The organism is Achromobacter sp. GQ309, from assembly GCF_059759315.1.
Genome location: NZ_JCAXDP010000004.1, coordinates 1 through 21,328 on the forward strand (window position 1 = coordinate 1; position 21,328 = coordinate 21,328).

The 21,328-nt window shown below is 66.4% G+C and carries 19 protein-coding genes; 7 read left to right on the top strand and 12 right to left on the bottom strand.

Going from position 1 to position 21,328, the window contains the following annotated elements:
* Positions 1-13: 13 nt before the first annotated feature.
* The 6 genes from AC6CIE_RS13370 to AC6CIE_RS13395 all read right to left on the bottom strand — a co-directional run bounded on the left by AC6CIE_RS13370 (position 14) and on the right by AC6CIE_RS13395 (position 9,749).
* Entirely contained in the window at positions 14-1,249 is a 1,236-nt protein-coding gene (locus tag AC6CIE_RS13370; RefSeq protein WP_452003553.1) for an MFS transporter, read from the bottom strand.
* A gap of 134 nt (positions 1,250-1,383) precedes the next feature.
* Complete coding sequence (locus tag AC6CIE_RS13375) at positions 1,384-3,408, bottom strand: acetyl/propionyl/methylcrotonyl-CoA carboxylase subunit alpha (RefSeq protein WP_498092413.1); 2,025 nt, start codon at positions 3,406-3,408, stop codon at positions 1,384-1,386.
* Positions 3,409-3,589: 181 nt separating this feature from the next.
* On the bottom strand, positions 3,590-5,197 hold the full coding sequence (locus AC6CIE_RS13380; RefSeq protein WP_218342405.1) for a carboxyl transferase domain-containing protein: 1,608 nt from the start codon (positions 5,195-5,197) through the stop codon (positions 3,590-3,592).
* Between the two features lie 229 nt (positions 5,198-5,426).
* A complete protein-coding gene (locus AC6CIE_RS13385) occupies positions 5,427-6,608 on the bottom strand; it encodes an acetyl-CoA C-acetyltransferase (protein WP_175137022.1) in 1,182 nt (393 codons plus the stop codon).
* A gap of 35 nt (positions 6,609-6,643) precedes the next feature.
* The gene (gene aceK, locus AC6CIE_RS13390) at positions 6,644-8,548 is read right to left on the bottom strand and encodes a bifunctional isocitrate dehydrogenase kinase/phosphatase (protein WP_498092415.1); all 1,905 of its coding nucleotides are present in this window, start codon (positions 8,546-8,548) and stop codon (positions 6,644-6,646) included.
* A 22-nt stretch (positions 8,549-8,570) separates the two neighbouring features.
* Complete coding sequence (locus AC6CIE_RS13395; RefSeq protein WP_056327730.1) at positions 8,571-9,749, bottom strand: isovaleryl-CoA dehydrogenase; 1,179 nt, start codon at positions 9,747-9,749, stop codon at positions 8,571-8,573.
* 248 nt (positions 9,750-9,997) lie between these two features.
* On the opposite strand from AC6CIE_RS13395, the gene AC6CIE_RS13400 reads away from it, so the two are divergent.
* Together AC6CIE_RS13400 and AC6CIE_RS13405 are read left to right on the top strand one after the other, a co-directional pair.
* Entirely contained in the window at positions 9,998-11,173 is a 1,176-nt protein-coding gene (locus AC6CIE_RS13400) for a M20 aminoacylase family protein (protein WP_498092417.1), read from the top strand.
* A 57-nt stretch (positions 11,174-11,230) separates the two neighbouring features.
* Positions 11,231-12,202, top strand: a complete 972-nt coding sequence (locus tag AC6CIE_RS13405; protein WP_498092419.1) for a Bug family tripartite tricarboxylate transporter substrate binding protein — start codon at positions 11,231-11,233, stop codon at positions 12,200-12,202.
* Positions 12,203-12,357: 155 nt separating this feature from the next.
* On the opposite strand, the gene AC6CIE_RS13410 is transcribed toward AC6CIE_RS13405, so the two are convergent.
* Together AC6CIE_RS13410 and AC6CIE_RS13415 are read right to left on the bottom strand one after the other, a co-directional pair.
* On the bottom strand, positions 12,358-12,690 hold the full coding sequence (locus tag AC6CIE_RS13410) for a YnfA family protein (protein WP_175123957.1): 333 nt from the start codon (positions 12,688-12,690) through the stop codon (positions 12,358-12,360).
* A 5-nt stretch (positions 12,691-12,695) separates the two neighbouring features.
* Positions 12,696-13,076, bottom strand: coding sequence for a MerR family transcriptional regulator (locus AC6CIE_RS13415; protein ID WP_175123956.1), 381 nt, complete (start codon positions 13,074-13,076; stop codon positions 12,696-12,698).
* A gap of 73 nt (positions 13,077-13,149) precedes the next feature.
* On the opposite strand from AC6CIE_RS13415, the gene AC6CIE_RS13420 reads away from it, so the two are divergent.
* Positions 13,150-14,217: an MBL fold metallo-hydrolase gene (locus AC6CIE_RS13420; RefSeq protein WP_175137028.1), complete on the top strand. Its 1,068-nt coding sequence runs from the start codon at positions 13,150-13,152 to the stop codon at positions 14,215-14,217.
* Positions 14,218-14,332: 115 nt separating this feature from the next.
* Here AC6CIE_RS13420 and AC6CIE_RS13425 read toward each other — a convergent pair whose 3' ends face one another.
* Positions 14,333-14,959: a LysE family translocator gene (locus tag AC6CIE_RS13425; protein ID WP_498092421.1), complete on the bottom strand. Its 627-nt coding sequence runs from the start codon at positions 14,957-14,959 to the stop codon at positions 14,333-14,335.
* Between the two features lie 105 nt (positions 14,960-15,064).
* Here AC6CIE_RS13425 and AC6CIE_RS13430 point away from each other — a divergent pair, with 105 nt between their 5' ends.
* Positions 15,065-15,784 carry a nitroreductase gene (locus tag AC6CIE_RS13430; RefSeq protein WP_498092423.1) on the top strand — a complete coding sequence of 240 codons (720 nt, stop codon included), beginning with the start codon at positions 15,065-15,067 and terminating at the stop codon, positions 15,782-15,784.
* A gap of 58 nt (positions 15,785-15,842) precedes the next feature.
* Positions 15,843-17,036: a cystathionine beta-lyase gene (gene metC / locus AC6CIE_RS13435; protein ID WP_175185539.1), complete on the top strand. Its 1,194-nt coding sequence runs from the start codon at positions 15,843-15,845 to the stop codon at positions 17,034-17,036.
* Between the two features lie 82 nt (positions 17,037-17,118).
* Here the strand turns inward: metC and AC6CIE_RS13440 are convergent, their stop codons facing one another.
* From AC6CIE_RS13440 to argS, 3 genes are all read right to left on the bottom strand, one after another.
* Entirely contained in the window at positions 17,119-17,751 is a 633-nt protein-coding gene (locus AC6CIE_RS13440; protein WP_056565750.1) for a thiol:disulfide interchange protein DsbA/DsbL, read from the bottom strand.
* 79 nt (positions 17,752-17,830) lie between these two features.
* A complete protein-coding gene (locus tag AC6CIE_RS13445; protein WP_175185540.1) occupies positions 17,831-18,547 on the bottom strand; it encodes an SPOR domain-containing protein in 717 nt (238 codons plus the stop codon).
* A gap of 9 nt (positions 18,548-18,556) precedes the next feature.
* Positions 18,557-20,242, bottom strand: a complete 1,686-nt coding sequence (gene argS, locus AC6CIE_RS13450; RefSeq protein ID WP_175137032.1) for an arginine--tRNA ligase — start codon at positions 20,240-20,242, stop codon at positions 18,557-18,559.
* A gap of 270 nt (positions 20,243-20,512) precedes the next feature.
* Here argS and AC6CIE_RS13455 point away from each other — a divergent pair, with 270 nt between their 5' ends.
* Positions 20,513-20,860, top strand: coding sequence for a DUF1840 domain-containing protein (locus tag AC6CIE_RS13455; RefSeq protein WP_175123949.1), 348 nt, complete (start codon positions 20,513-20,515; stop codon positions 20,858-20,860).
* Between the two features lie 83 nt (positions 20,861-20,943).
* The gene (locus tag AC6CIE_RS13460) at positions 20,944-21,261 is read left to right on the top strand and encodes a hypothetical protein (protein ID WP_175137033.1); all 318 of its coding nucleotides are present in this window, start codon (positions 20,944-20,946) and stop codon (positions 21,259-21,261) included.
* Positions 21,262-21,328 lie beyond the last annotated feature (67 nt).

Genomic DNA, 21,328 nt, shown 5'->3' on the forward strand with positions numbered 1-21,328 from the left:
TATGGGCGCTGCCTCAAGTTTGCGCCACCTCATTCCCATTCAACGTCCGAAGCCGCCTCAACTCCGGAAACCATCGCATCCACAGCGCGGCGACCGCAATCGTCCCAACCCCGCCGATCACCACGGCGGGCACTGCGCCGAACAATTGCGCGGTGAGCCCAGACTCAAACTCCCCCAGCTGATTCGACGCGCCGACGAACAAGGTGTTCACGGCGCTGACCCGCCCCAGCATGTGGTCGGGTGTATTCAACTGCACCAGCGATGACCGCACGACGACGCTGACCGCATCCGCCGCACCCAGCACGACCAGCGCGGCGATGGAGAGCGGTATTGAGGTCGACAACCCGAACACCGTGGTCGCCAGGCCGAACACGATCAGCGAGCCGAACAGCAGCCGGCCGACGTTTTCACCGAGGCTCAATCGCGCCAGCGTCAACGACATCAGCGCCGCGCCGCAGGCAGGCGCCGCACGCAAAGCACCAAGCGCCCAAGGCCCAGCATTCAGAATGTCCTTCGCAAAGATCGGCAGCAGCGCAGTTGCCCCGCCCAGCAATACCGCAAACAGATCCAGCGACAACGTGCCCAGCAGCAACCGACGCCGGAAGATGAACGTAATGCCGCCAAACAGCGTGCGCCACGTGGTCGGCTCCTTGCGCGGCGGTGCGCGTTCGATGACGAGGGTCGCAATGGCGATGAAGGCCGTCAGATACAACGCGGCGGCGACGCAGTAGATCCACCCTGCCCCGAGGCTGTAGCCGACGCCGCCGAGCGCGGGGCCGGCGATCTGGGCGATCTGGCCGCCGGATGAGGACAGCGCGGTGGCGCGCGGCAGCCATTCGCGGGGGACGACGGCGGGGATCAGCGTGGAGAGCGTCGGCGCTTCGAAGGCGCGTGCCGAGCTCATGATGATGATCGTGGCGTAGATGAGCGTCTTGCCGCCGACGCCGTGCAGCGCGGCGATCGCGAGCACTAGGGTAGCCAGCGCTTCGAGTGCCATGCAGACGGCGACGATCTTGCGGCGGTCGTAGCGGTCGGCGACGTGGCCGACAACGAGCGTGAGTGCGGCCATCGGCAGGAACTGAGCGAGGCCGATGAGGCCGAGGTCGAGCGCGCTGCCCGACAGCGCGTAAATCTGCCAGCCCACGGCGACGGAGACGATCTGGAATGCCAGCGATGCCGCGACGCGGCCGCAGAGGAAATGCAGGAACGGCGGACGGGAAAGCGGACTGGGCGTGTCGGCGGCGGACATGGTGGGCGTGGCGCGGGGGGAAGCGCCGATTCTAGGCGAGGGGCGCTGACGGACAGCTAAACCCGCGCGAGCCGCAAAAACAAAACGGCTCCCGGCGATACCGCCGGAAGCCGTCGGGTACGTTCAAACCGCCGTTACTCGATCGAGACGAGTTCGGCCCCTTCCGTCACCTGATCCCCGACCCCATAAAACACTTCCCCCACCGTACCGTCCGCGGTGGCAGAAATCGTGTGTTCCATCTTCATCGCTTCCATTACGAGCAGCGGCTGACCCTTCTCCACCTTGTCGCCGGCCTTGACCGAGATCGAGATGATCTTGCCGGGCATGGGCGCGGCCAGACCCGCGCCGTGGTCGCCCTGCGTGTCCTGCGAGTGCGTCAGCGCGTCATACAGCTCCAGGACGTGCGAGCCGTCCTCGCGGAAGACGTAGGCGCGGTCGCCGTGCAGGACGACGGTGCCGGCGCTTTCATGGCCTTGCAGGGTGATGCGCAGGCCGTAGGCCAGGTTGGGATTGGCGCTGGCATGCGAGCGCCACAAGAACGGCCGCGCGCCGTCGCCGGTGTCCAGCGTCCACGCGCCGCCCTGACGGGCCACGGTGACGTGACGGGCTTCGCCGTTGTCGGTCCATTGCAGTTGACGCCGATACTGGCCGCCTAAGCGCCAGCCGTCGCGCGCGTCCCACGGATCGGCGGGGCCTTTGCCCGCGCCTTGCGCGCCCGGTTGAGCCAGTCCTTGGCGAACCAACACGGCCGCGGTGGCAAGGGCCAGTGCGTCGGCGTCGGCGGGCTTCGGGTCAGGCAGCAGCGTGGCGCGCTGGCGCTCGATGAGGCCGGTGTCCAGATCAGCGGCCGCGAAGGCGCTGTCCTTCATCAGGCGCGACAGGAACGCGACGTTGGTCTGCACGCCGACGGCCTGCGTTTGCGCCAAGGCTTGTAGCATACGGGCGCGGGCCTGGTCGCGGTCGGCGCCGTGCACGATGAGCTTGGCGATCATCGGGTCGTAGAACGGGGTGATCGTGTCGCCCATGCGCACGCCGCCGTCGACGCGGATGTCGCCGTTGGCAAACGCGGTGTGCGGCGGCAGGCCCAGGTAGGCGAGCGTGCCGATGGACGGCAGGAAGCCCTTCTCGGGGTTCTCGGCGTAGATGCGGGCTTCGATGGCGTGGCCGTTGATGCGCAGGTCTTCCTGGCGCGCGGGCAGCGGCTGGCCGGCGGCGACGCGCAGTTGCCATTCGACGAGGTCGTGGCCGGTGATCATTTCGGTGACCGGATGCTCCACCTGCAGACGCGTGTTCATTTCCATGAAGTAGAAGCGTCCGTCGGGCTCGGCGATGAACTCGACGGTGCCCGCGCCGACGTAGCCGACGGCGCGCGCGGCCGAGACCGCGGCCTCGCCCATGGCGCGACGGCGTTCTTCGGTCATGCCGGGGGCGGGGGCTTCTTCGATGACCTTCTGGTGGCGGCGCTGCACGGAGCAGTCGCGCTCAAAGAGGTACACGCAGTTGCCGTGCGTGTCGGCGAAGACCTGGATTTCGATGTGGCGCGGCTTTTGCAGGTAGCGTTCGATCAGCACGCGGTCGTCGCCGAAGCTGGATGCGGCTTCGCGCTGGCAGGAGGCCAGTGCGTCGAGGAACGCGCCGGAGGATTCGACGATGCGCATGCCCTTGCCGCCGCCGCCCGCGCTGGCCTTGATGAGGACGGGATAGCCGATGCCGTCGGCCTGCGATTTGAGGAACTGCGGGTCCTGGTTGTCGCCGTGGTAGCCGGGCACGAGCGGCACGCCGGCTTTCTCCATGAGGGTCTTGGCGGCGGACTTGCTGCCCATCGCGGCAATGGCGGACGCGGGCGGGCCGACGAAGGCGATGCCGGCATCTTGCGCGGCCTGGGCGAAAGCTTCGTTCTCGGACAGGAAGCCGTAGCCGGGGTGAATGGCGCCGGCGCCGGTGTCGCGCGCGGCCTGCAGAATGGCGTCGGCGCGCAGGTAGCTGGCGCGCGGCTCTGAGCCGCCGATGTACACGGCCTGGTCGCAGGCGGCGACGTGACGCGAGTTGGCGTCCGCGTCGGAATAGACGGCGACGGTGCGCAGGCCCATGCGGCGGGCGGTGGCGGCGACGCGGCAGGCGATTTCGCCGCGGTTGGCAATCAGCACAGTATCGAACATTGCGTTATCCAAGCTGAGTTTGTTTGTTGACAGCGGTGCGGCGAGGGCACTGCCGCTAAATTTCTAACAACCGTTCCCCGCCTGCGCCGGCCCTATCGGGGCACCGCGGATCCGGCTCCGCCGGTCCGCCAGTGCCGCCCCTTTGAGGGGGCGCGCGAAGCGCGTAGGGGGTGGGTCCCATTCACATCCGGAAGACACCGAACTTGGTGTCTTCAATGGGCGCATTCAACGCCGCGGACAACGCCAGCCCCAACACGCGGCGCGTGTCGGCGGGGGCGATGATGCCGTCATCCCACAACCGCGCAGTCGCGTAATACGGATGGCCTTCACGCTCGTACTGTTCGCGGATCGGGGCCTTGAACGCCGTCTCTTCGTCCGCCGACCATTGCCCGCCGCGCGCTTCGATGCCGTCGCGTTTCACCGTCGCCAGCACGCTTGCCGCCTGTTCCCCGCCCATGACCGAGATGCGGGCGTTGGGCCACATGAAGAGCATGCGCGGCGAATACGCGCGGCCGCACATGCCGTAGTTGCCGGCGCCGAACGAGCCGCCGATCAGGACGGTGAACTTGGGCACGTTGGCGGTGGCCACGGCCGTCACCATCTTGGCGCCGTGGCGCGCGATGCCTTCGTTTTCGTATTTGCGGCCAACCATGAAGCCGGTGATGTTCTGCAGGAAGACCAGCGGAATCTTGCGCTGCGCGCACAGTTCGATGAAGTGCGCGCCCTTCTGCGCGGACTCGGAGAACAGGATGCCGTTGTTGGCGACGATGCCGACGGGCATGCCGTGGATGTGCGCAAAGCCGGTGACCAGCGTGGGGCCGAAGCGGGACTTGAATTCGTCGAACTCGGAACCGTCGACGATGCGCGCGATGACTTCGCGCACGTCGTAGGGCTTGCGGGTGTCGGCGGGAATGATGCCGTTCAGTTCGCTGGGATCGAAGCGCGGCTCGCGCACGGGGATCGTGGCCAGCGGTTGCGGCTTCTTGCGGTTCAGGCGCGCAACGGCGTTGCGCGCCAGTTGCAGCGCGTGCATGTCGTTGGCGGCCAGGTGGTCGACCACGCCGGACAGGCGCGTGTGCACGTCGCCGCCGCCCAGGTCTTCGGCGCTGACTTCTTCGCCGGTGGCCGCCTTGACCAGCGGCGGGCCGCCCAGAAAGATGGTGCCCTGGTTGCGGACGATGATGGACTCGTCGCTCATGGCGGGCACGTACGCGCCGCCGGCGGTGCACGAACCCATTACCACGGCGATCTGCGCAATGCCTTGCGCCGACATCTGCGCCTGGTTGTAGAAGATGCGGCCGAAGTGGTCGCGGTCGGGAAAGACTTCGTCCTGCTGCGGCAGGTTGGCGCCGCCGGAGTCCACCAGATATACGCACGGCAGGTTGTTCTGCGCGGCGATCTCTTGCGCGCGCAGGTGCTTCTTGACCGTCATCGGATAGTAGGTGCCGCCCTTGACCGTGGCGTCGTTGCAGACGATGACGCACTCGGTGCCGGACACGCGGCCGATGCCGGTGATGACGCCCGCGCCGGGCGCGTCGCCGTCATACATGCCGTGCGCCGCCATGGGCGACAGTTCCAGGAACGGGGTGCCGGGATCGATCAGGTTTTCGACGCGGTCGCGCGGCAGGAGCTTGCCGCGCGCGGTGTGCTTGGCACGGGCGGATTCGCTGCCGCCCAAGGCCGTCTGCGCCAGTTGCTGGTTCAGATCGTCCAGTTGCGCCTGCATGGCGCTGGCGTTGTCGATGTAGTCCTGCGACCGCGGATTGATGCGGGATTCGATGATGGGCATGGGGTACCACCCGTCCTGCTTGATTGGAATTTGAAGGCGCTCGGTGTGAGCGGGTTGTCTCGCTGCCCGGTGGGCCGGGCATTCTTGTCGATTTGGTAAATCAGGATTTCGTTGCGCCTTTCCTGCATGGCCCGCGACCGACCCGTCGCGGTGGTTGCAATGCCAGAAAGGCGCAGCGAAATCCTGCTTGAGGCACAGGCCGAAGCCCGTGTCTCAAGCAGGCAACGGCTTAGACCATTTCGATGGCCATCGCGACGGCTTCGCCGCCGCCGATGCACAGCGTGGCCACGCCGCGCTTGCCGCCGGTCTTGCGCAGCGCGCCGATCAGGGTGGCCACCAGGCGTGCGCCGGAGGCGCCGATCGGGTGGCCCAGCGCGGTGGCGCCACCGTGGATGTTGACCTTTTCAGGCGAGAGCTTGAAGTCGGTCATGGCGGCCATGGCGACCACCGCGAAGGCTTCGTTGATCTCGTACAGGTCCACGTCCTCGGCCTTCCAGCCGGTCTTGTTGAACAGGTTCTTCAGCGCGCCGACGGGGGCGGTGGTGAACCAGTTGGGTTCCTGCGAGTGCTGCGAGTGCGCGACGATGCGGGCCAGCGGTTTGACGCCGAGCTTTTCGGCGGTGGACGCGCGCATCAGCACCATGGCGGCGGCGCCGTCGGAGATGGACGACGAGTTCGCGGCGGTGACGGTGCCGTCTTTCTTGAACGCGGGCTTGAGGGTCGGGATCTTTTCCGGCATGGCCTTGGTGGGCGCTTCGTCGGTGTCGATCACGGTGTCGCCCTTGCGGCCGGCCACGGTGACGGGCGCGATTTCCCACTTGAAGCTGCCGTCTTCCGAAGCGGCGCGCGCGCGGCGCAGCGATTCCAGCGAGAACGCGTCCTGCTGTTCGCGCGTGAACGAGTACTTGGCGGCGCAGTCTTCGGCGAAGACGCCCATGGCCTTGCCCTTGTCGTACGCGTCTTCCAGGCCATCCAGCGCCATGTGGTCGTACACGGTGTTGTGGCCGTAGCGGTAGCCCTGGCGGCCCTTGAGCAGCAGGTACGGCGCGTTGCTCATGCTTTCCTGGCCGCCGGCGACGACGATCTCGGCGCTCCCCGAAGCCAGCAGGTCATGGCCGAACATCGCGGCCTTCAGGCCCGAGCCGCAAACCTTGTGAATGGTGGTGCACGCTACGCCCAGCGGCAGCCCGGCGCCCAGCGCGGCCTGGCGGGCGGGCGCCTGGCCTTGGCCGGCCTGCAGCACGTTGCCCATGATGACTTCGTCGACCTGCTCGGGCTTGATGCCGGCGCGTTCGACGGCGGCCTTGATGGCGACCGAGCCCAGCTCGTGCGCGGCCAGGCCGGACAGGTTGCCCAGCATGCCGCCCATGGGCGTGCGGGCGACGGAAACGATGACGATGGGATCTGACATGACTTGCTCCTGTGAGGGTCGGGACAGCGATTGGGTTACAACACCGCGTTGCCGTTTGAAGGGCGGTCTGCACGCAAGCGTCTGTCCTTATCGTAAGGGAAAAATTCTTCGATCCGGCCTTGCGCCACATGGGCGCGGCAGGCCTGCCACCAGTCCGGTTCCAGGAGGTCGGCATGGTGACGCATGAAGGCGCCGCGCACGCGCGCATCGCCCAGCAGGAAGCGGCCGAATTCCTCGGGGAAGACGTCGTTCGGGCCGATGGCGTACCAGGGTTCGGACGCCATCTCCGCTTCTTCATTCGGGGCCGGCGGGATGCGCCGGAAGTTCATCTCGGTCATGCGCTGGATTTCGTCGTAGTCATAAAAGACGACGCGGCCCAGACGCGTGACGCCGAAATTCTTGTAAAGCATGTCGCCGGGGAAGATATTGGCCGCGGCCAATTGCCGGATGGCGTCCCCGTATTCGCGCACGGCGTGGTCCAGCAAAGCGTCCGGCGCCTGCTGCAGGTACAGGTTCAGCGGCGTCATCCGGCGTTCGATGTAGACGTGGCGGATGACGACGGTGTCGCCGGTTTCCTCGATAAGACTGGGCACCAGCCGGCGCAGTTCGTCCAGCAGCGCGGGCGCAAAGCGGGCGCGCGGCAGGGCCACCTGTGAATATTCCCAAGTGTCGGCCATGCGGCCGACGCGGTCGTGCAGCTTGACCATCTGGTACTTGCGCCGCACGGTGGCGTGATCCATGCCGTCCTTGTCGATGCGGTCCTTGATGAGCTTGAACACGTACGGATAGGACGGCAGCGTGAACACGCACATCACCATGCCCTTGATGCCGGGGGCGATGTCGAAGGCGTCGCGCGAGTGGGCCAGGTGGTGCAGGAAGTCGCGGTAGAACAGCGTCTTGCCCTGTTTTTGCAGGCCGATCATGGTGTAGAGCTCGGCCTTGGGCTTGCGCGGCAACAGGCTCGACAGAAAATTCACCACCGCCGCGGGCGTTTCCATGTCGACCAGGAAATACGCGCGGGTAAAGCTGAAGAGCGTGCTCAGGTCGTCCGCGCCCAGCAGCAGCGCGTCCAGTGTCACCTGCCCCGCCGGATTGCGCGTCAGCGCGATGGCAAAGGGATAGACGGTGGTCTGGTTGATCAGGCGGCCGACGATGTACGCGCCCTTGTTGCGAAAGAACAGCGACCCCAGCGCGTGGACCTGGCAGTCGGTGGCGATGCGTCGGCCGACGTGGCGCGGCAGGACCGCGCGCAGCTTGGACACCGCGGCGCGCGCCAGCAATTGCGTGTCGCGCGGCAGGTCTTCGAAAGGCAGCGCCAGGCCGAAGTCGGCCACCATGCGGATCAGGCTTTTTTCCAGGCCGTCGGTCACCGGGTAGTACACGCGGTAGGACGGCACGCTGCTGTCGAGGTAGTCGGTGGCGACTGCCGGGCGTACGAACAGGAAGTCGTTGTGGAAGTAGTCGCGGTGCAGCAGGCGGCACGAGACCGAGTTGAAGAAGGTCTCGGCGCATTCGGGCTGGCGGTGTTCGCCCAAGAGGCCGACGAACTCCTGCTTGATCTGCTGCCAGTACGCGGTCTGCGCGTCGGTCAGGGACGGGGCGGCGGCGCCGTTGCCGTTTTTGGGGGCGTGCTCTGCGCCGTTGCCCGTATTGCCAACCGTAGTGCCAACCGCGCCCTCTGGCCGGCCGCGCAGCACGCCTTCCAGTTGCGTGGCGCATTCGCGCACGCGCATGTCGTAGTACTCGATGCGTTCGCGCGATAGATGCTGGATGCCGTGCCAGTCGCCGGATTCGAACAGCGCCTTGGCACGCTGTGCGCTGTAACGGAACAGCGCGTAGTGCCGGTCAAAGCCGGCCAGGATCAGGCGCGCGACCTCCAGCGGCGAGGGGCCCGGGGCGGGCGCCTGCTCGATGTGCTGGATGTCGGACGTGCGGATCATGGCGCGAGCTGTGGATAAGGCGTCAGGCGGTTTCGTTGAAGAGTTCGCGGCCGATCAGCATGCGGCGGATCTCGCTGGTGCCGGCGCCAATTTCGTACAGCTTGGCGTCGCGCCACAGGCGGCCGACCGGGTATTCGTTGATGTAGCCGTTGCCGCCCAGGATCTGCACGCCCTCGCCCGCCATCCAGGTGGCCTTTTCGGCGGTGTACAGGATGAGCGCGGCGCAGTCCTTGCGCACCTGGCGCACGTGGTCGGACCCCAGTTTGTCCAGGTTCTTGCCGACCTGATAGCAGAAGGCGCGGCTGGCCTGCAGCGTGGTGTACAGGTCGGCGACTTTGCCCTGGATGAGCTGGAATTCGCCGATGGCCTGGCCGAACTGCTTGCGGTCGTGGATGTAGGGCACCACCACGTCCATCACGGCCTGCATGATGCCCAGCGGGCCGCCGGACAGCACGGCGCGTTCGTAGTCCAGGCCGCTCATCAACACCTTCACGCCGCCGTTGACCTGGCCCAGCACGTTTTCTTCGGGGATCTCGCAGTCCTGGAACACCAGCTCGCCGGTGTGGCTGCCGCGCATGCCCAGCTTGTCCAGCTTCTGCGCCACGGAAAAGCCTTTGAAGCCCTTTTCGACCAGGAAGGCGGTGATGCCGCGCTGGTGGGCTTCGGGATCGGTCTTGGCGTAGACGACGAGCGTATCGGCGTCCGGGCCGTTGGTGATCCACATCTTGGTGCCGTTCAGCACGTAGCGATCGCCCTTCTTGTCGGCCCGCAGCTTCATGCTGACGACGTCGGAGCCCGCGCCCGGTTCGCTCATGGCCAGCGCGCCGACGTGTTCGCCAGAGATCAGCTTGGGCAGGTACTTGGCCTTCTGGGCGGCGGTGCCGTTGCGGTTGATCTGGTTCACGCACAGGTTCGAGTGCGCGCCGTACGAAAGGCCGATGGAGGCGCTGGCGCGTGAGATTTCTTCCATGACGACCATGTGGGCCAGGTAACCCATGTTGGCGCCGCCGTATTCCTCGTCGGCGGTCATGCCCAGCACGCCGAGGTCACCGAATTTGCGCCACAGGTCCATGGGGAATTGGTCGCTGCGGTCGACTTCCGCGGCGCGCGGCGCGATCTCGGCCTGCGCGAAATTGCGGACGGCGTCGCGCAGCATGTCCAGGTCTTCGCCCAGGTCGAAGTTCAGGCCGGGAAGATTCATCAGTGTCTCCGTGATAGTAGGTACTTACATTCATGGATCTGCGCGGGCGTGTCTTGGCCGCCGTCGCGGGGGTGATCCATGATGCGCCGTTCATCCGGCGCTGCGCAATGATGCAGTGCAAATATTACGTTTACGTAAACGTAAATTGGATGAGGGTTATCCCTAGCGCGTTGCGCACCGCTGCGACAGGGACGATGGGCAATACTTGATATGACCCTTTAATCCTGAAATATCCGACGGAGTCAGCTGTGCTCGAACTTTCCAATCTGGACGACATCGTGGCGTTGCGCCGTGACATTCATATGCACCCGGAGCTTTGCTACGAAGAGCACCGCACGGCCAAGGTGGTGGCCGACACGCTGCGCGGCCGGGGCATCGAAACGCATACGGGCATCGCCAAGACGGGCGTGGTGGGCGTTATCAAACGGGGCACGTCGGACCGGGCCATCATGCTGCGCGCCGACATGGACGCGCTGCCCATGCAGGAGGAGAACCAGTTCGAGCACCGCTCGCGTCACGACGGCAAGATGCACGGCTGCGGCCATGACGGCCACACCGCGATGCTGCTGGCTGCGGCGCAGCATTTGCAGACAGCGGGCGGCTTCGACGGCACCGTGTACCTGTGCTTTCAGCCGGCCGAGGAAGGCGGCGCGGGCGGCCGGGCCATGATCCAGGATGGTCTCTTCACGCGGTTTCCGTGCGAGGCCGTGTTCGGCATGCACAACTGGCCAGGCCTGCCGGCTGGCGCATTCGGCGTCTGTGCCGGCCCCATGATGGCGGCGGCCAATGGCTTCAAGATCACGGTCAAGGGCAAGGGCGGCCATGCCGCCGCGCCGCAGGACTGCAATGATCCGGTGCCGGCGCTTTTTGCCATCGGCCAGTCGTTGCAGACGATCCTGACGCGCAGCAAGCGCCCGCTGGATGCCGCCGTGCTGTCGATCACGCAGGTTCAGGCGGGCGGCACTGTCATCAACGTGATTCCCAATACCGCGTGGCTGGGCGGGTCGGTGCGCGCGTACAGCACCGATGTGGTGGACCTGATCGAGCGGCGCATGCAGGAGATTGCGCCCAGCATCGCCGCGGCGCACGGCTGCGAGGCCGAGGTGTACTTCGAGCGCCGCTACCCGGCGCTGGTCAACACCGTGGCCGAGACGGAATTCTGCATGGGCGTGATGCGCGAGGTCGTGGGCGAGGACCGCGCACTCACCATCGAACCGGCCATGGCCTCAGAAGACTTTGCCTTCCTGCTGCAGGAAAAGCCGGGCTGCTACGTGTTCCTGGGCAACGGCGACGGCGAGCATCGCATGGCGGGCCACGGCCTGGGTCCGTGCATGCTGCACAACGCCAGCTATGACTTCAATGATTCCTTGATTCCGGCGGGGGCGTCGTACTGGGTTCGCCTGGCGCAACGCTACCTCGCCTGATGGGCTTTACCGCAATCCGTTTCACCCACGCAGTGCTACGCAAATCACCAGGACGATATGAAAAAGAGGACGTTGTTCATCAAGGCCGCGGGGGCGGCCCTGGCAATCATGGCAAGCGGCGCGATGGCGCAGAACTGGCCGGCCAAGCCGGTCACCGTGGTCGTGCCCTACACGGCCGGCGGCAGCGCCGATGCGATCGCGCGCCGGTTGGGCGATGCGCTGCGCAAGGAAGCGAACATCACGGTCATCGTTGAGAACAAGCCCGGCGCGGGCGCCTCGGTGGGCACCGACTACGTGGCGCGCGCGCAGCCGGACGGCACCACGCTGCTGCTGGCCTCGACCAGCCCGCTGACGATCTTTCCGCATCTGGCCAAGACCAACTATGACCCGATGAAGGACTTGACGCCGGTGGCCAGCGTCGCCGTCGCGCCGGTGGCCATCGTGGCGACCAAGGCGTTGCCGGTGAAGGATTTTGCGGGCCTGGTGGAATACGCCAAGTCGCATCCCGAAGGCGTGCGCTACGGCACGCCGGGCCAGGGCACGGTCGCGCATATCGGCATGGCGGCGGTCACCGCGCAGACCGGCACCAAGATGCTGCACGTGCCGTATCGCGGCAACAGCCAGGCGCTGACCGACGGCCTGGGCGGCGTGGTGGAGCTGCTGGTGGTCAACAGCGACGTCGTGCTGCCGCACGTGGCCAACGGCGCGCTCAAGCCGCTGGCGGTGATGGCGCCGCAGCGTCTGGCCGCGTGGCCCGATGTGCCGACGATGGCCGAACTGAAGCTGCCGCAGGCGCAGTACTACTCGAACTTCGGCATCTTCGCGCCGGCCAATCTGCCGCCGACGGTGTCGCAGCCGTTGCAGGCCGCGTTGACCAAGGCGGTGGCCAGCGCCGAGTTCCAGGAACTGCTGGCCAAGTCGTTCCTGCAGCCGGGTACGGCATCGGGCGAGGCGTTTGCCAAGCAGGTGCAGGCCGAGTTCACGAACAACGCCCGCATCATCAAGGAAAGCAATATCAAGGCGGAGTGACCGGGGGGTTGAGGTGGCAAATCAGCGTGGCGGCGGTCGATCCGCCGCGCGAGATGTGCCGAGACGCAGCCTGCGTCAAAAGACCGGCACCAATGCAAAGCGCGCGGCCCTTCACGGGAACGCGCGCTTTTTTCTTGCCCGTCTGGCAGGCCGGTTCAGGTCCCGCGCGGCCCGAACATGATCACCAGCATGCCGGCCAGGCATAGGCCCACGCCGATCCAGTCGCTAGCGCTGGGCCGCACGCCGTCCACCGCCCACAGCCACAGCAGCGCCATGCCGATATACACGCCGCCGTACGCGGCATAGACGCGACCAGACGCCGTCGGGTGAAGCGTCAGCAGCCACGCGAACAGCGCCAGGCTCAGCGCGGCGGGCGCGAGCAGCCAGATGGAATGGCCCTTGCGCAGCCACAGGTAGGGCAGATAGCAGCCGATGATCTCGGCCAGGGCGGTCAGGACGAAAAGCCCGATGGTTTGAAAAACAGCCATGCGGACTACGGCTTCTGCGCCAACAAGACGCGACACTGGCGTTCCTGCTCGCTGATTTCCTGAAGGGTATCGTCGATGTCGCGACGCTGCTGCTCAAGCGTGACGCGATGCTGTTCCAGCACGGACAGATACTGGCGCAACTGCACCTCGGTGTCGCCGGGTCCGTCATACATGTCAATCAGCGTCAGGATCTCGGACAGTTGCAGGCCCAGCCGTTTGCCGCGCAGGGCCAGTTTCAGGCGCGTGCGGTCGCGCGGTCCGAAGATGCGGTTGCGGCCCTCGCGCGCCGGGCTGACGATCCCCTGGTCTTCGTAGAAGCGGATCGTGCGGGGCGTGACGTCGAACTCGCGGGCGAGCTCGGAGATGGTCCAGGTTGACGGGGACATGCGACGTGTGGCAGTTTACGTAAACGTAAATTATGATGACTTGACGTGATCGTCAAGCGTGGAGCGAGAGGCAATGAACCCCAACGAACAGAAGCTTCAGTATCCCTGGGCCGATTTTCAGCCCGAGGCCGGCCGCGCGCATGCGGTGGCGGAGGGCGTCAAATGGATCCGGATGCCGCTGCCGTTCGCGCTGGATCATATCAACCTCTGGCTGCTGCGCGACAACATCGACGGCCAGGAGGGCTGGACGGTCGTTGACTGCGGAATTTCACGCGACGAAGTGAAGACGCTGTGGGAAGACGTGTTCAAGAACGAGCTGGACGGCCTGCCCGTGCTGCGCGTGCTGGTGACCCACATGCATCCGGACCACATCGGCCTGGCCTACTGGCTGTGCGAGCGCTGGAACGCGCGGCTGTGGATGACGATGACGGACTACATGGTGGCGTCGCTGTGGTCGTCGCGCCGCACGGATGCCGGCGCGGGTCCGGGCGGCCAATCGGCGGTCGAACACTTCGCCCGTCACGGCCTGACGGACCCGGACGCGCAGGAACAGATCCGCCAGCGCGCCAGCTATTTCCCGAACCTGGTGCCTGCCGTGCCGTCGCGCTATACGCGCATCATGGACGGCGATCAGGTGCGCATCGGCGGGCGCGATTGGCGTGTGATTGTGGGCTACGGTCATGCGCCGGAACACGCGTCGCTGTTCTCGCCCGACCTGGGCGTGCTGATTTCCGGCGACATGGTGCTGCCGCGCATTTCCACCAACGTCAGCGTGTTCGACTACGAACCTGACGCGAATCCCTTGCCCTTGTATCTGCGGTCGCTGCACGGCTATGACGGCCTGCCCCGCGATACGCTGGTGTTGCCGTCGCACGGCCGCCCGTTCAAGGGTCTGCATGAGCGCATCACGCAGCAGCACGAGCATCATCGGGATCGGCTGGCCGAGGTGCTGGAAGCCTGTGCCGTGAAGCCGCAATCGACATCCGACATCGTGCCCGTGCTGTTCAAGCGCAAGCTGGATCTGCATCAGCTGACTTTCGCGATGGGCGAGGCGCTGGCGCATCTGCATGCGTTGTACTTCGAAGGCAAGCTGACGCGCGCGCAGGATGCCGATGGCATCGTGCGGTTCAAGGCGGTTTGATTGGCAGGATGGGCGGCCGGGGGATGCGAGCGTCGCTGCTCGTGTCCGGCTGCCGGTGTCCCGCTGATCGCGTGCCGCCGCTGGTGATCAGCGCCAGCGCGACGATTAGCGGTGTCTAGCGGGAACCCGTCGCCAGCCTGACCGCCAGCCCGACGAACACCAGCGCGGCAATGCGATTCAACCAGCGCTTGGCCGTGACCGAACGCTGCAGCAATTCCCCGAACGCACCCGAGAAGAACGCGATCGCCCCGAACACCAGCAGCGTCGACACGATGAACACCGCGCCCAGTTGCATGGTTTGCAATCCGACCGGCCCGAGCCGCGGAGACGTGAACTGCGGCAGGAAGGCGAAGAAGAACAGCAGCACTTTCGGATTGGTAAGGTTCATGACGATGCCGCGGCGATACAACGCGCTGGGCCGCATGGGTTCGGGACGTTTGCCGTCTTCGGATTCGACGGGGGCGCGCTGGATCTGCCAAGCCAGATACGCCAGATAGGCCGCGCCCGCCAGCTTTAGCACCGTAAACGCCACGGGCGACGCGGCAAATACCGCGGCCAAGCCAACCGCAACCGCCGCCGTGTGTCCCAGCAGTCCCGTGCACAACCCCAGCACCACGAACATGCCCGCCTTGCGTCCCCAGATGGCGGACTGCATCAGCACAAACAGGTTGTCCGGCCCCGGCGTCAGCGCCAGCAGTACGGCAATGCCAAAGAATGCGATCAGGGTGTCGAGGGGCAGCATGGAGTCTCTTCGGTATCGGAGCAGCGGGTGCGACGGGCGGGACGGTGGCGGACAGCAAGTGGCATGATAAGGGCAAAGCCGACCACGACAGGAGACAGACTGATCATGACCGTTGCCGCTCAGAACGCTGATAACACCAAAAACGCGAACGACGCCCTACCCGATGCCGCGCTCGAAGACTGGCTGCTCGCCCGCCACAGCTGCCGCGCCTTTCTGCCGCAGCCCGTGCCCCGCGCCACCATTGAACGCATCCTGACCCTGGCGCAGCGCACGGCGTCCTGGTGCAACTGCCAGCCGTGGCAGGTGGCAATTACCGAGGGCGACGGCACGAAGCGGCTGCGCGACGCGCTGGAGCGCCGCGCGCAGATTGAAGGCTTCAAGCCGGATTTCCCGTTCCCGCGCGAATACCGCGACGAATACCTGGCCCGCCGCCGCGAATCCGGCTTCCAGCTGTACGGCGCCGTCGGCGTGCCGCGCGGCGACCGCGAGGCCTACCGGCGCCAGGAGATGCGCAACTTCGCCCTCTTCGACGCGCCGCATGTCGCGATCATCACGACCGACGAGGCGCTGGGCGAATACGGCGCGATGGATTGCGGCGGGTATGTCGCCAATTTTCTGCTGGCGGCGCAGGCCAATGGCGTGGCGACCGTGGCGCAAGCCTCGCTGGCGATGTATCCCGAGGTCTTGCGCGAACTGCTGGGCATCGCACCTGGCCGGCGCGTAGTCTGCGGCATCTCGTTCGGCTTCGAAGACACGGCGCATCCGGCCAACAGCTATCGCACCCGGCGCGCGGATTTGTCCGAGACGGTTCAATGGATCGGCTGAAATTCCGGCCGCGTCCTGATATGGTTTGGTTTTCCCGGTTTTGACGCACCTCTACAAGATGCCTACCAAACACATCGATACGGTCCTCCAGCACGCGGGCACCGCCCCGTTCAATCCCGAGACCGGCACGGCGCCGGTGCCGCTGCCGCCCATGCGGGCCAGCACGGTGCGCTTTGCCAATATCGCCGCGCTGGAAAACGCGCAGCGCAGCAAGGCGGCTGGCGGCCGCGCGTCCACGTACGGGCGCATGGGCATGGACACCCATGCCGCGCTGGAAGAGGTCTTCACGCAGCTGGAAGGCGGCACGCATTGCTACCTGGCGTCCTCGGGTCTGTCGGCCATGACGATGGTGATGATGGCGCTGTGCTCGGCCGGCGACCATGCGCTGATCTCCGACAGCGTGTACGGCCCGATGCGCGAGCTGGACGATGCGGTGCTCAAGCGCATGAACATCGAGATCACGTACTTTGCCGCCAGCGAGGATGTCGATGCGCTGGTGCGCCCCAACACCAAGCTGCTGTATGTGGAATCGCCCGGCTCATTGCTGTTCGAGATGCTGGACATGGGCGCCATGGCCGCCATCGCGCAGCGCCACGGGCTGGTGCTGGCCACCGACAACACCTGGGGTTCCGGCTACATCTACCGGCCGCTGACGCTGGGCGCGCAGGTCTCGGTCATTGCTGGCACCAAATACGTGGGCGGACACTCGGACTTGATGCTGGGCGCGGTGGTCACCAACGACGAAGGCATCGCCCGCAAGCTGAACCGCACGCAGTATGCGATGGGGTATTCGATCAGCGCCGACGACGCGTGGCTGGCGCTGCGCGGTGTGCGCACCATGCCCATCCGCATGGCGCAGCATGCACGCCACGCGATGCAGGTGTGCGAGTTCCTGGATTCCCGTCCCGAAACCGTGCGTCTGTTCCATCCGGCCTGGCCCAAGGATCCCGGCCACGAATTGTGGAAACGCGATTGCACGGGTTCGAACGGCATGCTGTCGGCCGAACTGGCCCTGTCCCCGGCCGCCGCGCGCCGCTTTGTCGATGCGCTGACGCTCTTTGGCATCGGCTTCTCGTGGGGCGGCTATGAAAGCTTGGTGCAGCTCGTGTCGCCGAAGGATCTGTCCAAACACGGCTATTGGGGCGAAGGCGAGAATCCGGTCGTGCGCCTGCACATCGGGCTGGAGTCGCCCGAGGACATCATTGCGGACCTGACTCAGGCGTTTGAACAGGCTGCGGCGGTCAAGGAATAGCCGCGCGGCTGCGAGACGCCTGAAGAAAATCGCCCCGGCCTGGAAAGGCTCGGGGCGTTTTCATTGCAGCGCTTGGCGCGGTTTACTTCGCGCGCGCCATCGGAATCAGCGCGTTGACTTCCTTCAGCGCGCCTTCGTAGCTGTTGCCCGCCATGACCGGCGAGGTCATGAACTTGCCGCCCACGGCGAACGACGGGGTGCCTTCGATGCGATAGGCCTCGGCCAGCTGGTTGGCGCGTTGCACCTGGGTCTGCACGCTGAACGAATCGAACACCGAGTCGAACTTGGCGCGGTCCACGCCCTGGGTCGCAATCCACTCACCCATGGCCTTCTTGTCGAACAGGCGCTTGTGTTCGCCGTGGATGGCCGTGAAGACCTTGGGGTGCAGGTCGGGACGGTCCAGGGCCAGCAGCGTGTAGTACAGCTGCTGCAGCGGCTTCATGCCGGCATTGAAGGCGATGGGGACCTGCTTCAAGACGACGTCGGACGGCGCGGTCTTGGCCCAGTCTTCGACCATGGGTTCCATGGCGGCGCAGTGCGGGCAGGTGTAGGCGAAGAATTCCAGGACCTCGACCTTGCCCGGGGTGTCCGACGGCAGCGGCGGGTTGATCGGCACGTACTGCTGGGCGCCTTGCGCGTGGCTGGCCGGGCTGAAGAACGCCGTGGCGGTCAGCGCGGCGGCTGCCAGGATGCGGATGAGCTTGGGGGACAGCATGGGTGAGGTTCCTGAATAAAAGGCTACAGACAGGCCCGGGGCCGGAATAGTTCAATGCAAAACGATCCGCCGCGTAGCGCTATTGGCGCACCACGGCGGTTTCGATCTTGTTCTCGCCCAGGCGTCCGCGCGCCCGGTTCATGTCGTCCAGGCGGGCAAACGGACCGACCCGAACGCGGTTGATGGGCTTGCCGTTCAATTCCGCCTTCTGTACCGCGACCGGCAGACCCAAAAGGATGATGCGCGCCTTGAGCGATTCGGCGTCGTTCTCGCCGCGGAAGGCGCCGGCTTGCAGGTAGTACGTGCCGTTGGCGGCGGGCGCAGACGGCTTGGCGGCTGCCGTCGCCGTGGGAGCGGCCTTGGAGATGGGCGTGGGCGCGGACGCCGTTGCGGGGGGCGCCGACGGCGCTGCAGCCGGCGCCCGGGACGTCGGCAGCGTGGCGATCAACGCGCCCAAGTCGTCCAGCTTGGCGGGCGTTTCGTCGCCCTTGGACGGCGCGCCCGCACCCGGCAGCGGGGCCGGCGCGGTGGCGGTGGGACCGGTGGGGGGCGCGCCCGCGGCCCCGTCGCGGCCGTACAGGCCGGCGTTGGGGTCCGGCGCCGAGCGCGGATCGGGCAGTTTGCCCGTATCGCCCTGGCGGCTGGCCCGGTCCACGAAGGGAACGGGCGCCTTGGTGACATAGAACGCGACGACGGCGGCGACGATCAGCCCGATCAGCAGACCGGCCAGCGCCCCGTACAGGGTGCTGCCGCTTTCGCCGGAGGAACGGCGGGTGGATTTGCGCTTGGTTGCCATGAACCGATGTTACATCCGCTCGGGCGCGGAAACGCCCAACAGCGCGAGGCCGTTGGCCAGCACCTGGCGGGTCGTGGCGGCCAGGCGCAGGCGGGCCAGCTTGACGGCGGTGTCGTCGACCAGCACGCGTTCGGCGTTGTACCAGCCGTGGAAGTCCGACGCGCAGTCGCGCAGCCAGAACGCGATGTGGTGCGGCGACAGGTCCTGGGCGGCCAGCGCCACCACTTGCGGGAACTCGGCCAGGCGCTGCATCAGCGCGAATTCGGTCGGCGCCGTCAGCAGCGCGGCGTCGGCCTGGGCCACGTCGGCGGCGGGCATGCCCGCGTTGTTGATGACCGAGCAGATGCGCGCGTGGGCGTACTGGATGTAGTAGACGGGGTTCTCGTCGCTCTTGGACAGGGCCAGATCCACGTCGAACACGAATTCCGTGTCGGCGCGGCGCTGGATCAGGAAGTAGCGGACGGCGTCGCGGCCGACCCAGTCGATCAGGTCGCGCATGGTGACGTAGCTGCCGGCGCGCTTGGAGATCTTGACCTCTTCGCCGCCGCGCATCACCTTGACCATCTTGTGCAGCACGTAGGACGGATAGTCCTTCGGGATGCCCTCTTCCAGGGCCTGCAGGCCGGCGCGCACGCGAGCCACGGTACCGTGGTGGTCGCTGCCCTGGATGTTCACGGCGCGATGGAAGCCGCGCTCCCATTTGGCCTTGTGGTAGGCCACGTCGGGGACGAAATAGGTGTAGCCGCCCTCGCTTTTGCGCATCACGCGGTCTTTGTCGTCGCCCGTGCCCAATTCGGTGGTGCGCAGCCACAGCGCGCCGCCTTCCTCGTACGTGTGGCCGCCGGCGATCAGCGCCTTGACCGTCGCTTCGACGCGGCCGGACGTGTAGAGCGAGCTTTCCAGGTAGTAATTGTCGAACGCCAGGCCGAAGGCCTGCAGGTCCAGGTCCTGCTCGCGGCGCAGGTAGGCCACGGCAAAGGCGCGGATGTCGTCCAGGTTGTCGATGTTGCCGGTGGCGGTGACGGGCTCGCCGTCGGACGCCTGGATGGTCTTACCGTCCTGGAAGTCGCGGGCGATGTCGGCGATGTAGTCGCCCTTGTAGCCGTCTTCGGGCCAGTCGGGGGAATCGGTGGTCAGGCCGCGGGCGCGGGCCTGCACGCTGATCGCCAGGTTCTGGATCTGGTTGCCGGCGTCGTTGTAATAGAACTCGCGGGTGACGTCCCAACCCACGGCGTCGTACAGACGGCACAGCGCGTCGCCCAGCGCGGCCTGGCGGGCATGGCCCACGTGCAGCGGACCGGTGGGGTTGGCCGACACGAATTCGACCAAAATCTTCTCGCCCAGGCGCGCGGCGCGGCCGTAGGCATCGCCCTGCTCAGCCACCGCGGCGATCACGGCCTGGCGGGCAGCCGGCGTGATGCGCAGGTTGATGAAGCCGGGACCGGCCACTTCAGCACTTTCGACCAGCGCGGCGGCGTCGGGATTGGCCATCACGGCGTCGACGATGCCCTGGGCCAGTTCGCGGGGATTGCGGCGCGCGGGTTTGGCGAGCTGCATGGCCACGTTGGTGGCGACGTCGCCATGGGCGGCAACCTTGGGGCGCTCCAGCAGCACGTTGGGCTGGGCGTCGGGCAGGCTCTGCGCGACGGCGGCCTGGATCAGGGAGATAAGCTGTTTTTGTTGCTCGAGGAGCATGGGCGTCTGGCGTGGTTCTGAGTGAGTGACGACGGCGGCACGGCGCTTGCGGCCTGCCGGCGATCCGCGCCGTGCCCGCTGGCGGGCTCGCGGTTCTGTCCGGCGGCGGCGGGCAAGCCGGCGCGCATGTGCCGGAAATCTGGGGCCCGGCGCGGCGCCTGCTGTCACGGGAAACCCCTGAATCATAGTTGATTTGGGGGCGCCAGTTGGCATCATGGGGGCGTTGGGGTAGTGTACGGAGCTAAGGTAATCAAAGTAGGAGACCGGAATATGCTGATCACTTTTCACTCCAAGGTCGTGGCCGAAGTCTTGATGCTGACCGACCACGCGGGCGCCCTGTTGCAGGCGGCCGGCAAGCCGGTCGGCGACAAGATCCCCGAGCGCGGCGTCTTCACCGTGGAGCAGCTTGGACCGGCCATCAGCGGCATCGAACGCGCGATCGACGAGTACCAGCACGCCCACGAAAGCCCGGACGAGGACGACGAGGACAAGGCGCCTGTCGCCCCGATGGCGCGCGCGGTCGGTCTGAAGGAGCGTGCCTTCCCCCTGCTGGACATGATGCGCCAGTCGCAGGCCGCAGGCGCCGAGGTCACCTGGGAAGTCTCGCGGGGCTGGTAGGACTATGTCGCCGGACGGACAATCTGTCCGGCTTTTTTTGCCTACCCTGTTGGCCTGACGCCCTCTGACGGAGCCTTATTCCCATGCGCAGCGACATCACCATTGTTTTCGACTCCCGGCGTTCGCTGGACCTTTCCGCGAACGTCGAAACCTCCCCGCAACGCCAGGCCGATGCGCGCGACTGGTTTGACAGCGCCTGGGAAACCCTGGGCTGCGAACCGCTGCGGCCCAGCGGCAAGGTCCTGTTGCTGGACAAGGTGCTGGGCGTGGCCGACGCGCTGGGCTACGACACGCTGTCGTCTGACGAAAAGGAAGCCCGGGAGTTCGCCGAGCACCTGGCGTTGGCGCTGGAGCGTCCGCGCATCACCGTGGACCTGCCGGGCCTGACTGTCGGGTATTGAACGGCCGAACATTCCGCCACCTGTGAAAAACCCCGCCTGGGCGGGGTTTTTTGTGCGCTGCGTTCAC